Source organism: Streptomyces sp. NBC_00726 (assembly GCF_045161735.1).
Classification (GTDB): domain Bacteria; phylum Actinomycetota; class Actinomycetes; order Streptomycetales; family Streptomycetaceae; genus Streptomyces.
The window spans coordinates 5,267,988-5,284,399 of sequence record NZ_CP108983.1; the positions used below are offsets into that span (position 1 = coordinate 5,267,988).

Here is a 16,412-nt window from a genome sequence, read left to right on the forward strand (position 1 = left end):
CTGCCCCGGCCCCGGCACCGCCGCGACCCGTGCGACAGCCGTAGGCTTTCCTCATGCAGCCCTCTCCGGAGCAGAGTCCGCATCACGCCTACCCCGATCACTGGGAGGCGGACGTGGTGCTCCGCGACGGCGGCACCGCGCGGATCAGGCCGATCACCACGGACGACGCCGAGCGCCTGGTCAGCTTCTACGAGCAGGTTTCCGACGAGTCGAAGTACTACCGCTTCTTCGCGCCCTACCCCCGGCTCTCGGCCAAGGATGTCCACCGCTTCACCCATCACGACTACGTCGACAGGGTGGGTCTGGCCGTCACGGTGGGCGGCGAGTTCATCGCCACCGTCCGCTACGACCGGATCGACGCGACCGGCCGGCCCGCCTCGGCCCCCGCCGACGAGGCCGAGGTCGCCTTCCTCGTCCAGGACGCCCACCAGGGCCGGGGCGTGGCCTCGACCCTCCTCGAACACATCGCGGCCGTCGCCCGCGAACGCGGCATCCGGCGGTTCGCCGCGGAAGTGCTGCCCGCCAACACCAAGATGATCAAGGTGTTCCGGGACGCCGGCTACACCCAGCAGCGCAGCTTCGAGGACGGCTCCGTCCACCTCACCCTGGACCTCGAACCCACCGCCGAATCCCTCGCCGTCCAGCGCGCCCGTGAACAGCGCGCCGAGGCCAGGTCCGTGCAACGGCTGCTCGCCCCCGGCTCCGTCGCCGTCATCGGCGTCGGCCGCACCCCCGGCGGCGTCGGCCGCACGGTCCTGCGCAACCTGCTCGGCGCGGGCTTCACCGGCCGCGTCCACGCGGTCAACAGCGCCCTCTCCGCGGAGCAGGGCACCATCGACGGGGTCCCCGCGCACCGCTCCCTGGGCGAGATCGGCGAGCCGGTCGACCTGGCGGTGGTCGCCGTGCCCGCCGACCGGGTCCCGGAGGCCGTCGCGGACTGCGGTGAGCACGGCGTCCAGGGGCTGGTGGTCCTCTCCGCCGGCTACGCCGAGTGGGGCGCCGAGGGCCGCGAGCGTCAGCGGGAACTGGTGCGCCAGGCCCGTTCGTACGGCATGCGGATCATCGGACCGAACGCGTTCGGCATCATCAACAACTCCGAGGCGGTCCGGCTCAACGCCTCGCTCGCCCCGGACCGGCCCGCCTCCGGGCGCATCGGCCTGTTCACCCAGTCCGGCGCCATCGGCATCGCGCTCCTCTCCGGGCTCTACCGGCGCGGCGCCGGCCTCTCCACCTTCATCTCGGCCGGCAACCGGGCCGACATCTCCGGCAACGACTTCCTTCAGTACTGGTACGAGGACCCGGACACCGATGTCGCCCTGCTCTACCTGGAGTCGCTGGGCAACCCGCGCAAATTCACCCGCCTCGCCCGCCGTACCGCCGCTGTGAAGCCGGTGGTCGTGGTCAAGGGCGCCCGGCACAGCGGCTCCACCCCGCCCGGCCACGCCGTCCCCATCAGCCGCATCCCCGACTCCACGGTCTCCGCGCTGATGCGGCAGGCGGGCGTCATCCGCGTCGACACGGTCACGGAGATGGTCGACGCCGGGCTGCTCCTCGCCGACCAGCCGCTCCCGGCGGGCGGACGCGTCGCGATCCTCGGCAACTCGGAGTCCCTGGGGCTGCTCACGTACGACGTGTGCCTCGCCGAGGGGCTTCGCCCGCGCCCGCCCATCGACCTCACCACGTCCGCCACTCCGCAGGACTTCCGGGACGCGCTGTCGGCGGCGCTGGCCGACGGGGCGTGCGACGCCGTGATCGTGACGGCGATCCCCTGGGTCGGCGAGAACGGTGAGGCGGAGTCGGGCGACGGCGAGGTCCTGGCCACCGCCCTGCACGCGGCGGCCGCCGCCGGACCGGCCAAGCCGGTCGCCGTGGTCCACGTCGAGATCGGCGGCCTTGCGGAGGCGCTGTCGGCGGCCACCAGCACGGTGGCGCCGCCGCGCCCGCCCACCCGGCCCCTCGCGACGGCGACACCCCCCACCCGGCCCCTCGCGACGGCGACACCCCCCGCGCGGCCCACCGCGCCGTCCGCCACACCGCCCCCCGCCACGGACACCAGCACCCCCCAGACCACCCCCCGCCCAGGCCGTATCCCCGCCTACCCCGCCGCCGAGCGCGCCGTGCGGGCGCTCGCCGAGGCCGTGCGGTACGCGCAGTGGCGGCGGCAGGCGGCGGTGCCCGGTAAGGTGCCCGACTTTCTGGACGACACCACCGACGCCCCGGGCGCCGCTGCCCTCATCGACGCGCTGCTCGGTGCGGACCCGGACCCGCGCGGCCGGCAGCTCGGACATGACGAGGCCCGCGAACTGCTCGCCTGCTACGGGATCGCCGTGCGCCCCACGCTGCCCGCCCCCGGTCCGGAGGAAGCGGTGGCGGCGGCCGCCCGGCTCGGGTATCCGGTGGCGCTCAAGACGACCGCGCCGCATCTGCGGCACCGGGCCGACCTCGGCGGCGTACGTCTGGACCTGGACAGCGAGGCGGCGCTGCGCCGTGCGTACGGGGATCTCACCGAGCTGCTCGGCAAGCCGGCGGAGCTGCGGCCCGTGGTCCAGGCCATGGCGCCGCGCGGCGTCGACACCGTCGTACGGGCCACCATCGACCCGGCCGCGGGCGCCGTGCTCTCCTTCGGTCTGGCCGGGGCGCCCTCCGAACTGCTCGGCGACACCGCCCACCGTCTGGTCCCGGCCACCGACCGCGACGCCGCCGAGCTGATCAGGTCCATCCGCGCGGCCCCGGTCCTGTTCGGCTGGCGGGGTGCGGCGCCGGTGGACACCGCCGCGCTGGAGGAGCTGCTGCTGAGGGTGTCCCGGCTGGTCGACGACCATCCCGAGGTGGTCTCGATCGCCCTGGAACCGGTCGTGGTCGCCCCGCAGGGCCTCACCGTGCTCGGGGCGAGCGTCCGCCTCTCGCCGCCCCCGGCCCGGAACGACCTCGGCCCGCGCCGCCTCTCCAACTACTGACCCGGCCCCCGCTCGCGTCCCCCGGACCGGCCGGGGCGGGGCTCCGGCGGCGTCCCCGGCAGCCATCCGGCCCCCGTAGGATGGTTCCCATGGCTAAGACCGGTACGACGACCCAGGGGCTGCGCGCGGCGATCGAGCGCAGCGGCTACTACCCGGCCCTCGTGGCCGAGGCGGTGGAGGCCGCCGTGGGCGGTGAGCCGGTCGCTTCGTATCTGGTGCACCAGGAGACGACCTTCGACTCCAACGAGGTGCGCCGGCACGTCACGGTGCTGGTGCTCACGGACACCCGCTTCATCGTCAGCCACACCGACGAGCAGAACGCGGACACCAGCTCCCCGTCGCCGTACGCCACCACCTCGACGGAGTCGGTCAAGCTGGACCGGATCTCCTCGGTCGTGGTCAGCCGCGTCGTCGCCAATCCGGAGAAGTACGTTCCGGGCACCCTGCCCCGCGAGGTCGTCCTGACCATCGGCTGGGGCGCGGTCTCCCGGATCGACCTGGAGCCCGCCGCCTGCGGCGACCCGAACTGCGAGGCGGACCACGGCTACACCGGCAGCACCACCGCCGACGACCTGAGCCTGCGGGTCAGCGAGGCCGGCGACGGCCCGGACACCGTGCGCCAGACCCTCGCCTTCGCGCAGGCGCTCTCCGAGGCCACGGCCGCGACCCCCGCGGCCGGTCGCTGATGGTCCAGCCGGCCTGGCAGGACGACTTCGTCCCGCTGCCCGTCGACACCGCGCCCGTCCCGGAGTACGGCAGTGGCTCGCTGGCCGACCTGCTGCCGACCCTGCTCGCGGGCCAGGAAGTGCCCGGCTTCGACGCGGCCATCGGCGAACTCGCCCCCGCCGACCGGAATTGCGTCTTCCTGATCGACGGCCTCGGCTGGGAGCAGATCAAGGCCCACCCCGACGAGGCCCCGTTCCTGCACTCGCTGCTGCCGACCTCGCGCGGCGGCACCGGCCGCCCGGTCACGGCCGGCTTCCCGGCCACCACGGCGACCTCGCTGGCCTCCGTCGGCACCGGCCTGCCCCCCGGCGAGCACGGCCTTCCCGGTTACACCGTCCGTAACCCCGAAACCGGCGAGCTGATGAACCAGCTCCGCTGGAAGCCGTGGACCCCGCCGAAGGCGTGGCAGCCCCACCCCACCCTCTTCCAGCTCGCCGACGCCGCCGGTGTGCGCACCGCCCAGGTCTCCGCCCCGGCCTTCGAGCAGACCCCGCTGACCAAGGTCGCGCTGAGCGGCGGCTCCTTCCTCGGCCGGCTCAGTGGCGAGGAGCGGATGGACACCGCCGCCGAACGGCTGGCCGCCGGCGACCGCTCGCTCGTCTATACGTACTACAGCGAGGTCGACGGCAAGGGGCACCGCTTCGGCACCGACTCCGACGCCTGGCGCGGACAGCTGATGTACGTCGACGGGCTGGCCCGGCGCCTGGCCGAGCAGCTTCCGGCGCGCTCGGCGCTCTACATCACCGCCGACCACGGCATGATCGACATCCCCTTCGACGAGCAGTCCCGGATCGACTTCGACGAGGACTGGGAGCTGAGCGCCGGCGTCGCGCTGCTCGGCGGCGAGGGCCGGGCACGGCATGTGTACGCGGTCCCGGGCGCAGCCTCCGACGTGCTGGCCGTCTGGCGCGAGGTGCTGGGCGAGCAGTTCTGGGTGGCGAGCCGGGACGAGGCCGTCACGGCGGGCTGGTTCGGCCCCCGTGTCGACGAGCGGGTGTACGGCAGGATCGGCGACGTGGTCGCCGCCGCCCACGACGACGTAGTGATCACCGCCTCGCGCAACGAGCCGCATGAGTCGGCCATGGTGGGCATGCACGGCTCCATGACCCCCGTCGAGCAGTTCGTCCCGCTGCTCGAAGTACGCTCGTAGCCCGTTCCGCCCCGACCGGCCGCTCCCTCTTCCCGTCCCGAAAGGTGCTCAACCCCTCATGCCCGAGCTTGTGTTCTTCTCCGGAACGATGGACTGCGGAAAGAGCACCCTGGCCCTCCAGATCGGCCACAACCGCTCGGCGAGGGGCTTGCAGGGCGTGATCTTCACCCGGGACGACCGGGCGGGGGAGGGGAAGCTCTCGTCCCGCCTCGGCCTGGTCACGGAGGCCGTCGAGGCCGACGAGGACATGGACCTGTACGCGTATCTCGTCGCCCAGCTGTCCAAGGGCGGCCGGGTCGACTACGTGATCGTGGACGAGGCGCAGTTCCTGGCCCCGGCCCAGATCGACCAACTGGCCCGGGTCGTGGACGACCTGGAGATGGACGTCTTCGCCTTCGGCATCACAACGGACTTCCGCACCCGGCTCTTCCCCGGCTCGCAGCGGCTGGTCGAGCTCGCCGACCGCATAGAACAGCTCCAGGTCGAAGCCCTCTGCTGGTGCGGCGCCCGCGCCACGCACAACGCCCGGACCGTGGACGGCGAGATGGTCGTGGAGGGCGCACAGGTCGTCGTCGGCGATGTGAACCGCCCGGCGGGCGAGGTCGGTTACGAGGTCCTGTGCCGCCGCCATCACCGCCGCCGCGCGACCGCGGCATCCGCCCAGGCGGCCGCGCTCTCCCCGGACGTCCTGCCGGTGAGCTCCGCCTGACGCCCGGCCCGCCCCCGGTCCGGTCGAACCCTCAGCGTGCCGCCGTGCGCTGGATCGTGAAGACCGCGCCCTCCGGGTCCGTGACCGTCGCGACCCTGCCGCTCGGGCCCTCCCGCGGCGGGCTCAGAACCTGCCCGCCGAGCTCCGCGACCTGCTGCGCGGCCTCGTCCGTGTCGGCCACCTCGAAGTACGTCATCCAGTGCGGCCCCCGGTCGCGCAGCAGTGCGTGGCCGACGCCGTGCAGCGAGGCGACCGGACGGTCCTGGAGATGCAGGGTCTGGTAGTCGAAGTCCGCCGAGACGACGGCCTTGGTCTCGTAGCCGAAGACCGCCTGGTAGAACTTGGCGACCGTCGACGTCTCCCGGGTCACCAGCTCGTTCCAGACCGGGGTACCGGGCGTCCCGGCCAGCGTGGTGCCGATGTGCGCGGCGCCCTGCCAGATCCCGAAGACGGCCCCGCCCGGGTCGGAGGCGATGGCCATGCGGCCCGCATCGCCCGCGTCGATCGGCCCGACGCCGACCGTGCCGCCGCAGGCCCGGATGGCCTCCGCGGTCTGATCGGCGTCGTCGGTGGCCAGATAGGTCGTCCAGGCGATCGGAAGATGCCGGTCCGGCGGCAGCTGGCCGATGCCCGCGACCCCCTTCCCGTCGATCAGCGCCCGTACGTACGGGCCGAGCTGCTCGGGGCCGGGTCCGAACTCCCAGCCGAACAGCTCGGCGTAGAAGTTCTGGGTCGTGCGCAGGCCGTGCACGATCAGGCTCACCCAGCAAGGTGTTCCGGGTGTACGCCGAGCGGCAGCCTCGGTCATCGGTCACTCTCCTCGGACCATCGTGGTGGCCGTACGGGAAAACGGGGCCGGCGCGCCGGGGTGCGGTGCGAGTCGTGTACGCCCCGTGCAGATGCTTGCACCACCGGGCGCGGGATGCGCTCCGGCCGCGCCGTCATGTCCGGGATCTCGTCCCAGTCGGACCGGTTTGTCCCGGTATAAGTGCTTGGCCGTTGTTACGGGCAGCCGGGCGTCTGCGCGAGGATGGCACGTATGAAGCCCATCATCTCCGCATCCGAATGCGCGAGCGAACTGGCGGGACCGCGTCCGCCGGTGCTCCTGGACGTACGTTGGCAGCTGGGCGGCCCGCACGGCCGGCCCGACTACGAGGCCGGGCACATCCCCGGCGCGGTCTTCGTGGACCTCGACGCGGAGCTGGCCGGCCCGGCGGGCAGCGGCGGCCGCCATCCGCTGCCCGACCCGGAGGAGTTCGGCGCCGCGATGCGCCGCGCCGGAGTCCGCCAGGACCACCCGGTCGTCGTCTACGACGGCGGTCAGGGCTGGGCGGCCGCCCGGGCCTGGTGGCTGCTGCGCTGGGCGGGGCATACCGGCGTACGAGTGCTGGACGGTGGTCTCGCGGCCTGGCCGGGGGAGCTGTCCAAGGAGACCCCGGACCCGGCCGAGGGCGACTTCGCGCCAGCCCCGGGAGCGCTGCCGCTGCTCGACGCGGACGGCGCCGCCGCCCTGGCCCGCTCGGGTGTCCTGCTCGACGCGCGGGCGGCCGAGCGCTACCGGGGCGATGTGGAACCCATCGACCGGGTCGGCGGCCACATCCCCGGCGCGCTCTCCGCGCCGACCGGCGAGAACGTGGACGCGGACGGCCGCTTTCTGAGCCCCGAGCGCCTGGCCGCCCGGTTCGCCGGGCTGGGCGTCGAAGGGGAGGTCGGCGTCTACTGCGGCTCGGGCGTCTCCGGGGCCCAGCAGGTGCTGGCACTGGAGCTCGCCGGACACCGGGCCGCCCTCTACGCGGGCTCCTGGTCGGACTGGTCCGCCGATGAGTCGCGCCCGGTCGCCACCGGACCCGACCCCAGGTAACGGCACGCCGTCGCGCGAGGACGACGCGCAAGGGCCCGTACGCGCTCGCGTACGGGCCCTTGGCATGCCGTCTAGTCCTGCTTCTTGCGGCGAGTGCCGAAGACGATCTCGTCCCAGCTGGGCACCGCGGCCCGGCGCCCGGGCCGGACCCCGTCCGCCTCGGCCTGCCGGTCCGTCGTCCCCGTCAGCCGGTCGCGGTGACCGGCGACCGCGCGCGGCATCAGGACGTCCGCGTAAGCGGAGCCCGCTCCGGCCGACGCGGCCGGCGGCTCCTCGGCCTCCGGCTCCCGCTCCGGCGGCTCGATCGCCGGGGGCTCGGGCGGCGCGGGCCGCTCCGGTACGACCATGTCACCGCGGAAGCTGGGCACCGCCTCCAGCAGGCTGGTGAGGGAATCCCGCTCGCTCGCGGTCACCCCGGCGATCCGCTCCTCCGGCTCCGGGGGCGGCGGCGGGGCCGGACGCTCGATCTGCCGGTCCAGCGCGCGGTCCAGCGGCCGGTCGCGCGGCAGCCGGGCGATCCGGGGCACGAACGGGAAGCTGGGCTCGGGCGCGGCGACCTCGTCCGTCTCGCCGATCAGCGAACGGGCCTCGTCGTCCACGGCCTGGACCAGCCGGCGCGGCGGGTCGTACGTCCAGCTCGCCGAGTGCGGCTCACCCGCGACCCGGTAGACGAGCAGGACCTCCCAGGTGCCGTCGTCGCGGCGCCAGGAGTCCCACTGGACGGTTTCCTTGTCGGCGCCGCGCAGCAGCAGCCGCTCCTGCACCGCCTCGCCGAGCTGGGGGCCGGTGTTCTCGCCGGGACGGCGCACGGGGGTCTTCCGGGCCCGCTCGGCCATGAAGGCGCGCTCCGCGAGCACGGGGCCCTCGAAGCGGCGGACACGGTCGACGGGGATCCCGGCGAACTGGGCGACCTCCTCGGCGGAGGCGCCGGCTCGTATCCGTGCCTGGATGTCGCGCGGGCGGAGGTGGCTCTCCACCTCGATCTCGATCTGGCCGAGCCGGGCGCGGTCGTTGCGCACGGCGGCTCGCAGCCGCTCGTCGATCGGAAGCGTGTACTCCGTACTGTCCGCAGCCTTGAGCACCAGTCGTGTGCCGTCGTTGGAGACGGCCACGACACGCAGTTCGGGCATGGGGACCTCCCGGGTGGTGCCTGCCGACGTCACGTGCGTCGCTGCTTCCGCTAGTCGAGTGTGGCCTGCCCGGGTGCAGCCTGCCACAACATTGCCGTGTTGCCCGGCGTGTCGGGCGTGAGCCCTTGATCGCCGGTATGCCACGGTAGCCCTTGCGCAACGCAAAGTGACCGATGGTCACTCCGTGTAGCTGGCCGCCGTGCGATGCCGTGCGCCGCCGGATCGAGTGCCTCCTTCGGCCCCCTCCCGAAGGTTCCGGACGCCCGCGCGGGTGTCCGGCCCCAGGGCTCGCCACAGTACTCCATTCGGGCCATGTGGGTGGACCGCCGCGCCGCCGAAGTTCTCGTGAGGTGCGGGAGTTGGCCTACCCCTCCAGACGCCTCCCGTTCATGATCCGTGTCGTGCTTCACACAATCCACGCAACCGGAACTTTTGACTTCGCTCGCGTGTCCCTAGTTGGTGCATGGTGGGAGAGATGTCAATCAAGGGCTGGAAATGGTGCAGAAGCCGGAAAGCGACATAGAACCCAAGGAGAGGCGGATCGATCTGAGCCTGCCCCAGGTGGCGGGCAGTGCGGTCGCCGCGGTGGCGGCGGCCGTGGCGGCTTCCCAGCTCGGTGTGTACGGAACCATCGCGGGCGCCGGCATCATGAGCGTCGTGGCGACCTGCGGCGGCTCGGTCTTCCAGCACTTCTTCCGTCGTACGGGGGAGCAGATCCGCGAGGTCACGGTCCAGGTGAAGCACCCGGACCGCGAGGTGACCGTCCACACCCGTGAGACCGGTGCGCCGGAGCCCGCACCGCGGGAGACCGTCCTGCTGGGGGCGGTGGACGGCCCGGGAGCGGTGGACGACGCCACGACGGTGCTGCGCCGGGCGAACCCGGACCCGCGGCCGGACGAGACGATGCTCCTGCGCGGCCCCGCCGTCGGCGCCGGGCCGGACGAGGAGTTCTCCGAGGCGACCACGCACGGCACCCGGCTGCGTGGCTGGAAACGGTCGGCCATCGGCGCGGCCGTGGTCTTCGCGGTCTCGATGGCCGGCATCACCACGTACGAACTGATCTCCGGCGGCGACCTGAGCGGCGGACACGGTACGACCGTGGGCTCCGTCGTACGCGGTGGGCACGGCAGCGGGTCTTCCACGCCCGGGCCCGCCGAAACCACCGGCCCCGGCCAGGACGGGACGAACCCCGGCCGGCCGGACGGGAACGGCACGGCCACCCCCGGCACCGGCGGCCAGGACGAGGACGGCACCGCTCCGCAGCCGGACCGCAGCGGAGCCCCCACCGAGGGAACGACGCCCTCGCCCACCCCCTCGGACCCGGCGGGCGGTGGCGTCGCGCCCACGCCCACGCCCACCCCGAGCGCCACGGACGGCGGCGAGAGCGCGACGCCCGACCCGGCGGCCACGGACGGCGTCCCGGCGCCCGCGGGCACCGGGACGGGGGAGTGAGCCCGCGTCAGTCGCCCAGCACCCGGCGCAGATAGTCGTTGCCGAACAGCCGGTCCGGGTCCAGCCGGTCGCGTACGGCCGTGAACTCGCCGAAGCGCGGATACACCCCGGAGAGGTACGCGGCGTCCCTGGTGTTGATCTTGCCCCAGTGCGGGCGGCCGCCGTGCGCGGTCATGATCCGCTCCACCGCCGTGAAGTACGCCTGATAGGGCGTGCCCCGGTACATGTGGACGGCGATGTACGCGCTCTCCCGGCCCGACGCCGTGGAGAGCGCGATGTCGTCGGCGGGGGCGGTGCGCACCTCCACCGGGAAGCTGATCCGCAGCGGTGAGCGGTCCACCATCGCCCGGACCTCGCGCAGCGCCTCGACGGCGGCCTCACGCGGCAGCGCGTACTCCATCTCCACGAACCGCACCCGGCGCGGGCTGGTGAACACCTTGTACGGGATGTCGGTGTACGTACGCGCCGACAGGGCCCGGCTGGAGATCCTGGCGATCGAGGGGATCGTGGCCGGGACGGCGCGGCCGAGCGCGCAGGCGACCTGGAAGACGCCGTTGGACAGCAGCTCGTCCTCGACCCAGCCGCTGACCCTGCCGGGCGGGGCGGCGGGACCGGCGCTGCGGTTGTTGCGCTTGGTGTTGCAGTTCCCGGTGTGCGGGAACCAGTAGAACTCGAAGTGCTCGTTCTCGGCCACGAGCTGATCGAAGTCGGTCGTCACCCGGTCGAAGCCCATCGGCTCCTCGCGGGCGGTCAGCAGGAAGACCGGCTCCACGGCGAAGGTGATCGCGGTGATCACGCCCAGCGCGCCGAGCCCGATCCGCGCCACCGCGAACACGTCGGCGTTCTCGGTCTCCGAACAGTTCAGCACCGTGCCGTCCGCGGTGACCAGCTCCAGGGCGCGTATCTGCGCGGATATGGACGCCGAGTCCCGGCCGGTGCCGTGCGTGCCGGTGGAGGTGGCTCCGGCGACCGTCTGCTCCATGATGTCGCCCATGTTGGTGAGCGAGAGGCCCTCGCGTGCCAGCGCGGTGTTCAGGCGCTTCAGCGGGGTGCCCGCCTCGACCGTCACCGTCATCGCCCTGCGGTCGATCTCGCGGATGCCGGTCAGCAGATCGGGCCGGATCAGCAGCCCGTCGGTGGCCGCGGTCGCGGTGAACGAGTGCCCGGTGCCGACCGGCTTCACCCGCAGCCCGTCCTCGGACGCCCTGCGCAGCGCCTCGGCCAGCTCGTCCACGGAGGCGGGGGCCACGGTCCGGGCCGGCCGCGCGGTGACGGTCCCCGCCCAGTTGCGCCACGGGCCCGTCGCCGTCCGTGCGTAGGTCTCGGTCATCTTCCCCGCGCCCTTCCCTAGGAACCGGCCCACCCAGCCGGCGCTTTCCCCGGCCGGAAACCACGGGTTACCGGCCGGTTGGAGGGGGATCATACTCACGGCTCCCGCATATGCATCCACCCCTCCCGCCACCCCTCCGGGGGCCGGAAGCACCCGGTCCGGACGTCGGTGCCACCCCGCCCCGCCGCGAGTGGCAGGATCGACGGCATGTCCGATCTGCGCGACCCCGCCCCCTACGACGCCCTGCTGCTGCTCTCCTTCGGCGGCCCCGAAGGCCCGGACGACGTGGTTCCGTTCCTCGCGAACGTGACCCGCGGCCGGGGCATCCCCGAGGAACGGCTCAAGGAGGTCGGCAAGCACTACTTCCTGTTCGGGGGCGTCAGCCCGATCAACGCCCAGAACAGGGCCCTGCTCGACGCGCTGCGCAAGGACTTCTCCGAGCACGGGCTGGACCTGCCCGTCTACTGGGGCAACCGCAACTGGGCCCCGTACCTCACCGACACCCTGCGCGAGATGGCCGACGACGGCCACCGCCGCATCGCCGTCCTGGCGACCAGCGCCTACGCCTCCTACTCCGGCTGCCGGCAGTACCGCGAGAACCTCGCCGAGTCACTGGCCGCCCTGGAGGCCGAGGGCCTTCCCGTGCCGCGCGTGGACAAACTCCGGCACTACTTCAATCACCCCGGTTTCGTGGAGCCCATGGTCGAGGGTGTCCTCGCCTCGCTGGCGGACCTGCCCGACGAGGTGCGTCCGGGCGCCCACCTGGCCTTCACCACGCACTCCATCCCGACCTCGGCGGCCGACACCTCGGGCCCCGTGGAGGCGCACGGGGACGGCGGCGCCTATGTCGCCGAGCACCTCGACGTGGCCCGGCTGATCGTGGACGCGGTGCGCGAGCGGACCGGCACGGCGTACCCGTGGCGGCTCGTCTACCAGTCGCGCAGCGGCGCGCCGCACATCCCGTGGCTGGAGCCCGACATCTGCGACCACCTCGACGCCCTCCACGGCGACGGGGTCCCCGCCGTCGTGATGGCGCCCATCGGCTTCGTCTCGGACCACATGGAGGTCCTGTACGACCTCGACACCGAGGCCACCGCCAGGGCCGCCGAGCTGGGCCTGCCGGTACGCCGCTCCGCGACGGTCGGCGCCGATCCCCGGTTCGCCGCCGCCGTGCGCGATCTCGTCCTGGAACGGGCCGCCGCCGAGCAGGGCCGCGAGCCGCGGCGGTGCGCCCTCGGCACGCTCGGCGCGAGCCACGACCTCTGCCCGGTGGGCTGCTGTCCGGCCCGGGCGCCCAAGCCCGCCGCCGCGGGTGCCGACAGCCCCTGTGCGTAAGCCCCCGCCCTTCCCCGTCCGATTCCCTCTCAACCCCTTAGGAACGCCGTGACCCGAGTCGAACACTCAGTGGAGACCCTGCTCGAACTCGGCCGGGAGGCCGCGCAGCTCGCCGGCCGCCTGCTGCGCGACGGGCGTCCATCCGGACTGGGTGTGGCCGCGACCAAGTCCAGCCCGGTCGACGTCGTCACCGAGATGGACATCGCCGCCGAGAAGCTGATCACCGACTTCCTGATCGACTTCCGCCCCCTCGACGGCTACCTCGGCGAGGAGGGCGGCACGACAGCCGAGGGCGTCAGCGGTGTGCGCTGGGTGATCGACCCGCTCGACGGCACGGTGAACTATCTCTACGGACTCCCGTCCTGGGCCGTCTCCATCGGCATCGAGATGTACGGCGAGCGGGTCGCCGGTGTGGTGGAGGTCCCGATGCGCGGCGAGACGTACTTCGCGCACCGCGGCCGCGGGGCCTTCGTCACGGGCGGCGTCCACGGCCGCAAGGACGTCCCGCTGCGGTGCCGGGCCGACGCCCCGCTCGCCGAGGCACTGGTGGCCACCGGCTTCAACTACGTCGCCGAGGTCCGGGCCCACCAGGCCGAGGTGGCGCGCGACCTCATCCCGCAGGTCCGGGACATCCGGCGCGGCGGCTCCGCCGCGCTCGACCTCTGCGACGTGGCCGCCGGCCGGCTCGACGGCTACTTCGAGCGCGGGCTGCACCCCTGGGACCTGTCCGCGGGCGACATCATCGCCCGGGAGGCCGGTGCCCTCACCGGCGGGCGCCCGGGCAGGCCGGCCGACGGCGAGCTGACCGTCGCCGCGACCCCCGGGGTCTTCGAACCGCTCCAGGCCCTCCTGGACGAGCTGGGCGCCTGGCACGACTGACCCGGGGCCGCCGTGCCCGTACCGGGGCAGCGGAAAGGCCCCGCGGCCGCCGTACAGCGGCTGCGGGGCCTTTCCGCCCGAAGCGACGGGTCAGGCGTTCGTCGGCGTGCTGATCCGCACACCGTGCTCGGCGGCGAGACGACGGAGGTCGTCCAGCTCGCCCTGCTCGACGTCCGCGAGGAAGTCGTCGCCCGTCTCGCGGGCCTTCGTGAGGTCGTCCTCGGTCGTCTTGATGCGGTGCAGCAGACCTGCGGTGAAAGCGTCCATGGAGCGCCCCCTCAGCGTCGTGGGTCGGTGGCACGGGGGTGTGCCCGGGTTTCCCTCCGCCGAGGCGGTAGGGCGGGTGATCACGCACTCTCCGGGGGACGGAGGGCCTGTGGCAACGCCACATGGGAAGACGTGATCGCGGGTGTGAATGCGTACTCCCCCGCCCGAAGCTCAGAGAAACCTCAACTGGCCCGGAAATCCCGTTGCTTCCCCGAAGCCGCAGGTCGGGGCGGGACGTCTTACCGCCGGTTTATGCGGGTTACGGGCAGGATGGAGCCGCACAAGTGTGCCGGGGCCGTGCCCGCGGCGCGGGCGGCCGGGCCGTCCCGGACGCCCGGAGCCCCGTGATGCAGACCGCTTGCGAAGTTCTAGGGAAGGAAGCGCCGTGCGCGTACTCGTCGTGGAGGACGAGCAGCTGCTCGCCGATGCGGTGGCCACCGGATTGCGCCGGGAGGCCATGGCCGTCGATGTCGTGTACGACGGGGCCGCGGCCGTGGAGCGCATCGAGGTCAACGACTACGACGTCGTGGTGCTCGACCGCGACCTCCCGCTGGTCCACGGCGACGACGTCTGCCGCCGGATCGTCGAGCTGGGGATGCCGACCCGGGTGCTCATGCTCACCGCGTCCGGGGATGTCAGCGACCGGGTGGAGGGCCTGGAGCTGGGCGCCGACGACTATCTGCCCAAGCCCTTCGCGTTCAGCGAGCTGACCGCCCGGGTACGGGCCCTCGGCCGCCGTACCACCGTCGCCCTGCCGCCCGTCCTGGAGCGGGCCGGCATCAAGCTGGACCCCAACCGCCGGGAGGTGTTCCGGGGCGGCCAGGAGATCCAGCTCGCACCCAAGGAGTTCGCCGTCCTGGAGGTCCTGATGCGCAGCGAGGGCGCCGTCGTCTCGGCGGAGCAGCTGCTGGAGAAGGCATGGGACGAGAACACCGACCCGTTCACCAACGTCGTCCGGGTGACCGTCATGACCCTGCGCCGCAAGCTCGGCGAGCCGCCGGTGATCGTCACGGTGCCCGGCTCCGGCTACCGGATCTGATGCCCGTGCCCGCCGCCCCGCCGCCCGCGCCCCCCAAGCCCACCTGGGAGCCCAAGCAGCAGGAGCCCTCCTACCCCTGGCTGCGTCCGACCATCCGGATACGGCTCACGCTGCTGTACGGCGGCATGTTCCTGATCGCGGGCATCCTGCTGCTGTCGATCATCTACATGCTGGCGGCGCAGGCTCTGCACGTGGGCAGTGAGCTGCCGTTCAAGATCGTCGACGGCATCATGTCCAGCAAGGTCTGCAACCTCCTGGAGCACGGCAACTCGCCGAGCGCGGTCAACGCCGCGATGAACTCCTGCGTGAACCACCAGCGCCAGCAGGCCCTGGACACGCTGCTCAACCGGTCGCTGCTGGCCCTGGTGGGGCTCAGCATCATCGCCTTCGCCTTCGGTTACGGCATGGCGGGCCGGGTGCTCTCGCCGCTGGGCCGGATCACCCGCATCGCCCGGACCGTGGCCGGCACCGACCTGTCCCGGCGCATCGAGCTGGACGGGCCCGACGATGAGCTCAAGGAGCTGTCCGACACCTTCGACGACATGCTGGACCGGCTGGAGCGGGCCTTCACCGCGCAGCAGCGGTTCGTCGGCAACGCCTCGCACGAGCTGCGCACGCCGCTCGCCATCAACCGCACGCTGCTGGAGGTCCACCTCTCCGACCCGGAGGCCCCGCCGGAGCTCCAGCAGCTGGGCAAGACGCTGCTGGCCACCAACGAGCGCAGCGAGCAGCTGGTGGAGGGCCTGCTGCTGCTGGCCCGCAGCGACAACCAGATCGTCGAGCGCAAACCCGTCGACCTGGCCGAGGTCGCCTCGCGCGCCATCGACCAGGCGCGCGGCGAGGCCGAGGAGCGGGGCGTGGAGATGCGCGACGAGCTGGCCGAGGCCGTCGTCCAGGGCAACGGCGTCCTGCTGGAGCGCATCGCGCTGAACCTCGTACAGAACGCCGTCCGCTACAACGTCCCGGAGGGCGGCTGGGTCGAGGTGAGCACGGAGCTGCTGCCCGGCCAGGCGGTGCTCGTCGTCTCGAACACGGGCCCCGTGGTCCCGGCGTACGAGATCGACAACCTCTTCGAGCCCTTCAGACGGCTGCGTACGGAGCGCACGGGCAGCGACAAGGGGGTCGGGCTCGGGCTGTCGATCGCGCGGTCCGTCGCTCGCGCCCACGGCGGCCGTATCATCGCCGAGCCCCGCGAAGGCGGTGGTCTTGTGATGCGTGTCTCACTGCCGGTCTGACCCTCCGGGAGAGGGCTTTGCGCACTGATTATTTTTTGTTCGCTTTGAGCGGAATTTTCGGGACCTGATCCCGAAGGGGCCGTGTGTGATCGATCACAGGAGCGAATATCTCCCTGTCCACGCTCCGTGACCAGGGAACTCACCGGAAACCCGGCGAATCACCGGGTTTCCGGGGTTGGGCATGACGGGAAGTACACGGGGTGGCGCCTGCGAAGGGCGCTGCCGGGACCGTGTACGGTCCCCATCGCCACCCAAGCCGATCACTCCCGAGCGGTCCTTTTGGGTGTCGATTGAGTAACAGACCTTGATGTGAGGCAAAATCTCCGCCTCAGGTCGGGCACA

General features: G+C 72.8%; 14 protein-coding genes. 10 read left to right on the plus strand and 4 right to left on the minus strand.

Annotation, left to right across the window (positions count from 1 at the left end):
- Positions 1–53: 53 nt before the first annotated feature.
- The 4 genes from OG338_RS23625 (at position 54) to OG338_RS23640 (ending at position 5,542) form a co-directional block, all read left to right on the plus strand.
- Positions 54–2,957, plus strand: a complete 2,904-nt coding sequence (locus tag OG338_RS23625) for a GNAT family N-acetyltransferase (protein WP_405939215.1) — start codon at positions 54–56, stop codon at positions 2,955–2,957.
- An 89-nt stretch (positions 2,958–3,046) separates the two neighbouring features.
- Positions 3,047–3,643, plus strand: a complete 597-nt coding sequence (locus OG338_RS23630; RefSeq protein WP_018520601.1) for a DUF5998 family protein — start codon at positions 3,047–3,049, stop codon at positions 3,641–3,643.
- Complete coding sequence (locus OG338_RS23635; protein ID WP_405939216.1) at positions 3,643–4,833, plus strand: alkaline phosphatase family protein; 1,191 nt, start codon at positions 3,643–3,645, stop codon at positions 4,831–4,833. Before OG338_RS23630 ends, OG338_RS23635 begins: the two co-directional genes overlap by 1 nt.
- Before the next feature lie 58 nt (positions 4,834–4,891).
- Positions 4,892–5,542 (plus strand): thymidine kinase, encoded by a 651-nt coding sequence (locus tag OG338_RS23640; RefSeq protein ID WP_330314030.1) that lies wholly within the window; start codon positions 4,892–4,894, stop codon positions 5,540–5,542.
- Positions 5,543–5,573: 31 nt separating this feature from the next.
- Here OG338_RS23640 and OG338_RS23645 read toward each other — a convergent pair whose 3' ends face one another.
- Positions 5,574–6,350 (minus strand): VOC family protein, encoded by a 777-nt coding sequence (locus OG338_RS23645; protein ID WP_405939217.1) that lies wholly within the window; start codon positions 6,348–6,350, stop codon positions 5,574–5,576.
- Between the two features lie 231 nt (positions 6,351–6,581).
- Here OG338_RS23645 and OG338_RS23650 point away from each other — a divergent pair, with 231 nt between their 5' ends.
- Entirely contained in the window at positions 6,582–7,403 is an 822-nt protein-coding gene (locus OG338_RS23650) for a sulfurtransferase (RefSeq protein WP_405939218.1), read from the plus strand.
- Positions 7,404–7,474: 71 nt separating this feature from the next.
- Here the strand turns inward: OG338_RS23650 and sepH are convergent, their stop codons facing one another.
- Entirely contained in the window at positions 7,475–8,533 is a 1,059-nt protein-coding gene (gene sepH, locus OG338_RS23655) for a septation protein SepH (RefSeq protein WP_018105380.1), read from the minus strand.
- A 495-nt stretch (positions 8,534–9,028) separates the two neighbouring features.
- Between sepH and OG338_RS23660 the strand changes: the two genes are divergently transcribed.
- Complete coding sequence (locus OG338_RS23660) at positions 9,029–9,985, plus strand: hypothetical protein (RefSeq protein ID WP_405939219.1); 957 nt, start codon at positions 9,029–9,031, stop codon at positions 9,983–9,985.
- Between the two features lie 7 nt (positions 9,986–9,992).
- Here OG338_RS23660 and OG338_RS23665 read toward each other — a convergent pair whose 3' ends face one another.
- Positions 9,993–11,315 carry a D-arabinono-1,4-lactone oxidase gene (locus OG338_RS23665; protein WP_405939220.1) on the minus strand — a complete coding sequence of 441 codons (1,323 nt, stop codon included), beginning with the start codon at positions 11,313–11,315 and terminating at the stop codon, positions 9,993–9,995.
- Between the two features lie 207 nt (positions 11,316–11,522).
- Between OG338_RS23665 and OG338_RS23670 the strand changes: the two genes are divergently transcribed.
- Positions 11,523–12,650 (plus strand): ferrochelatase, encoded by a 1,128-nt coding sequence (locus OG338_RS23670; protein WP_405939221.1) that lies wholly within the window; start codon positions 11,523–11,525, stop codon positions 12,648–12,650.
- 48 nt (positions 12,651–12,698) lie between these two features.
- Positions 12,699–13,529 (plus strand): inositol monophosphatase family protein, encoded by an 831-nt coding sequence (locus OG338_RS23675; RefSeq protein WP_405939222.1) that lies wholly within the window; start codon positions 12,699–12,701, stop codon positions 13,527–13,529.
- A 90-nt stretch (positions 13,530–13,619) separates the two neighbouring features.
- Here the strand turns inward: OG338_RS23675 and OG338_RS23680 are convergent, their stop codons facing one another.
- Positions 13,620–13,796, minus strand: coding sequence for a hypothetical protein (locus OG338_RS23680; protein ID WP_405939223.1), 177 nt, complete (start codon positions 13,794–13,796; stop codon positions 13,620–13,622).
- A gap of 385 nt (positions 13,797–14,181) precedes the next feature.
- Between OG338_RS23680 and OG338_RS23685 the strand changes: the two genes are divergently transcribed.
- The gene (locus OG338_RS23685) at positions 14,182–14,835 is read left to right on the plus strand and encodes a response regulator transcription factor (RefSeq protein WP_405939224.1); all 654 of its coding nucleotides are present in this window, start codon (positions 14,182–14,184) and stop codon (positions 14,833–14,835) included.
- Positions 14,835–16,070 (plus strand): sensor histidine kinase, encoded by a 1,236-nt coding sequence (locus OG338_RS23690; RefSeq protein WP_405939225.1) that lies wholly within the window; start codon positions 14,835–14,837, stop codon positions 16,068–16,070. The genes OG338_RS23685 and OG338_RS23690 overlap by 1 nt, the downstream gene beginning before the upstream one ends.
- Positions 16,071–16,412 lie beyond the last annotated feature (342 nt).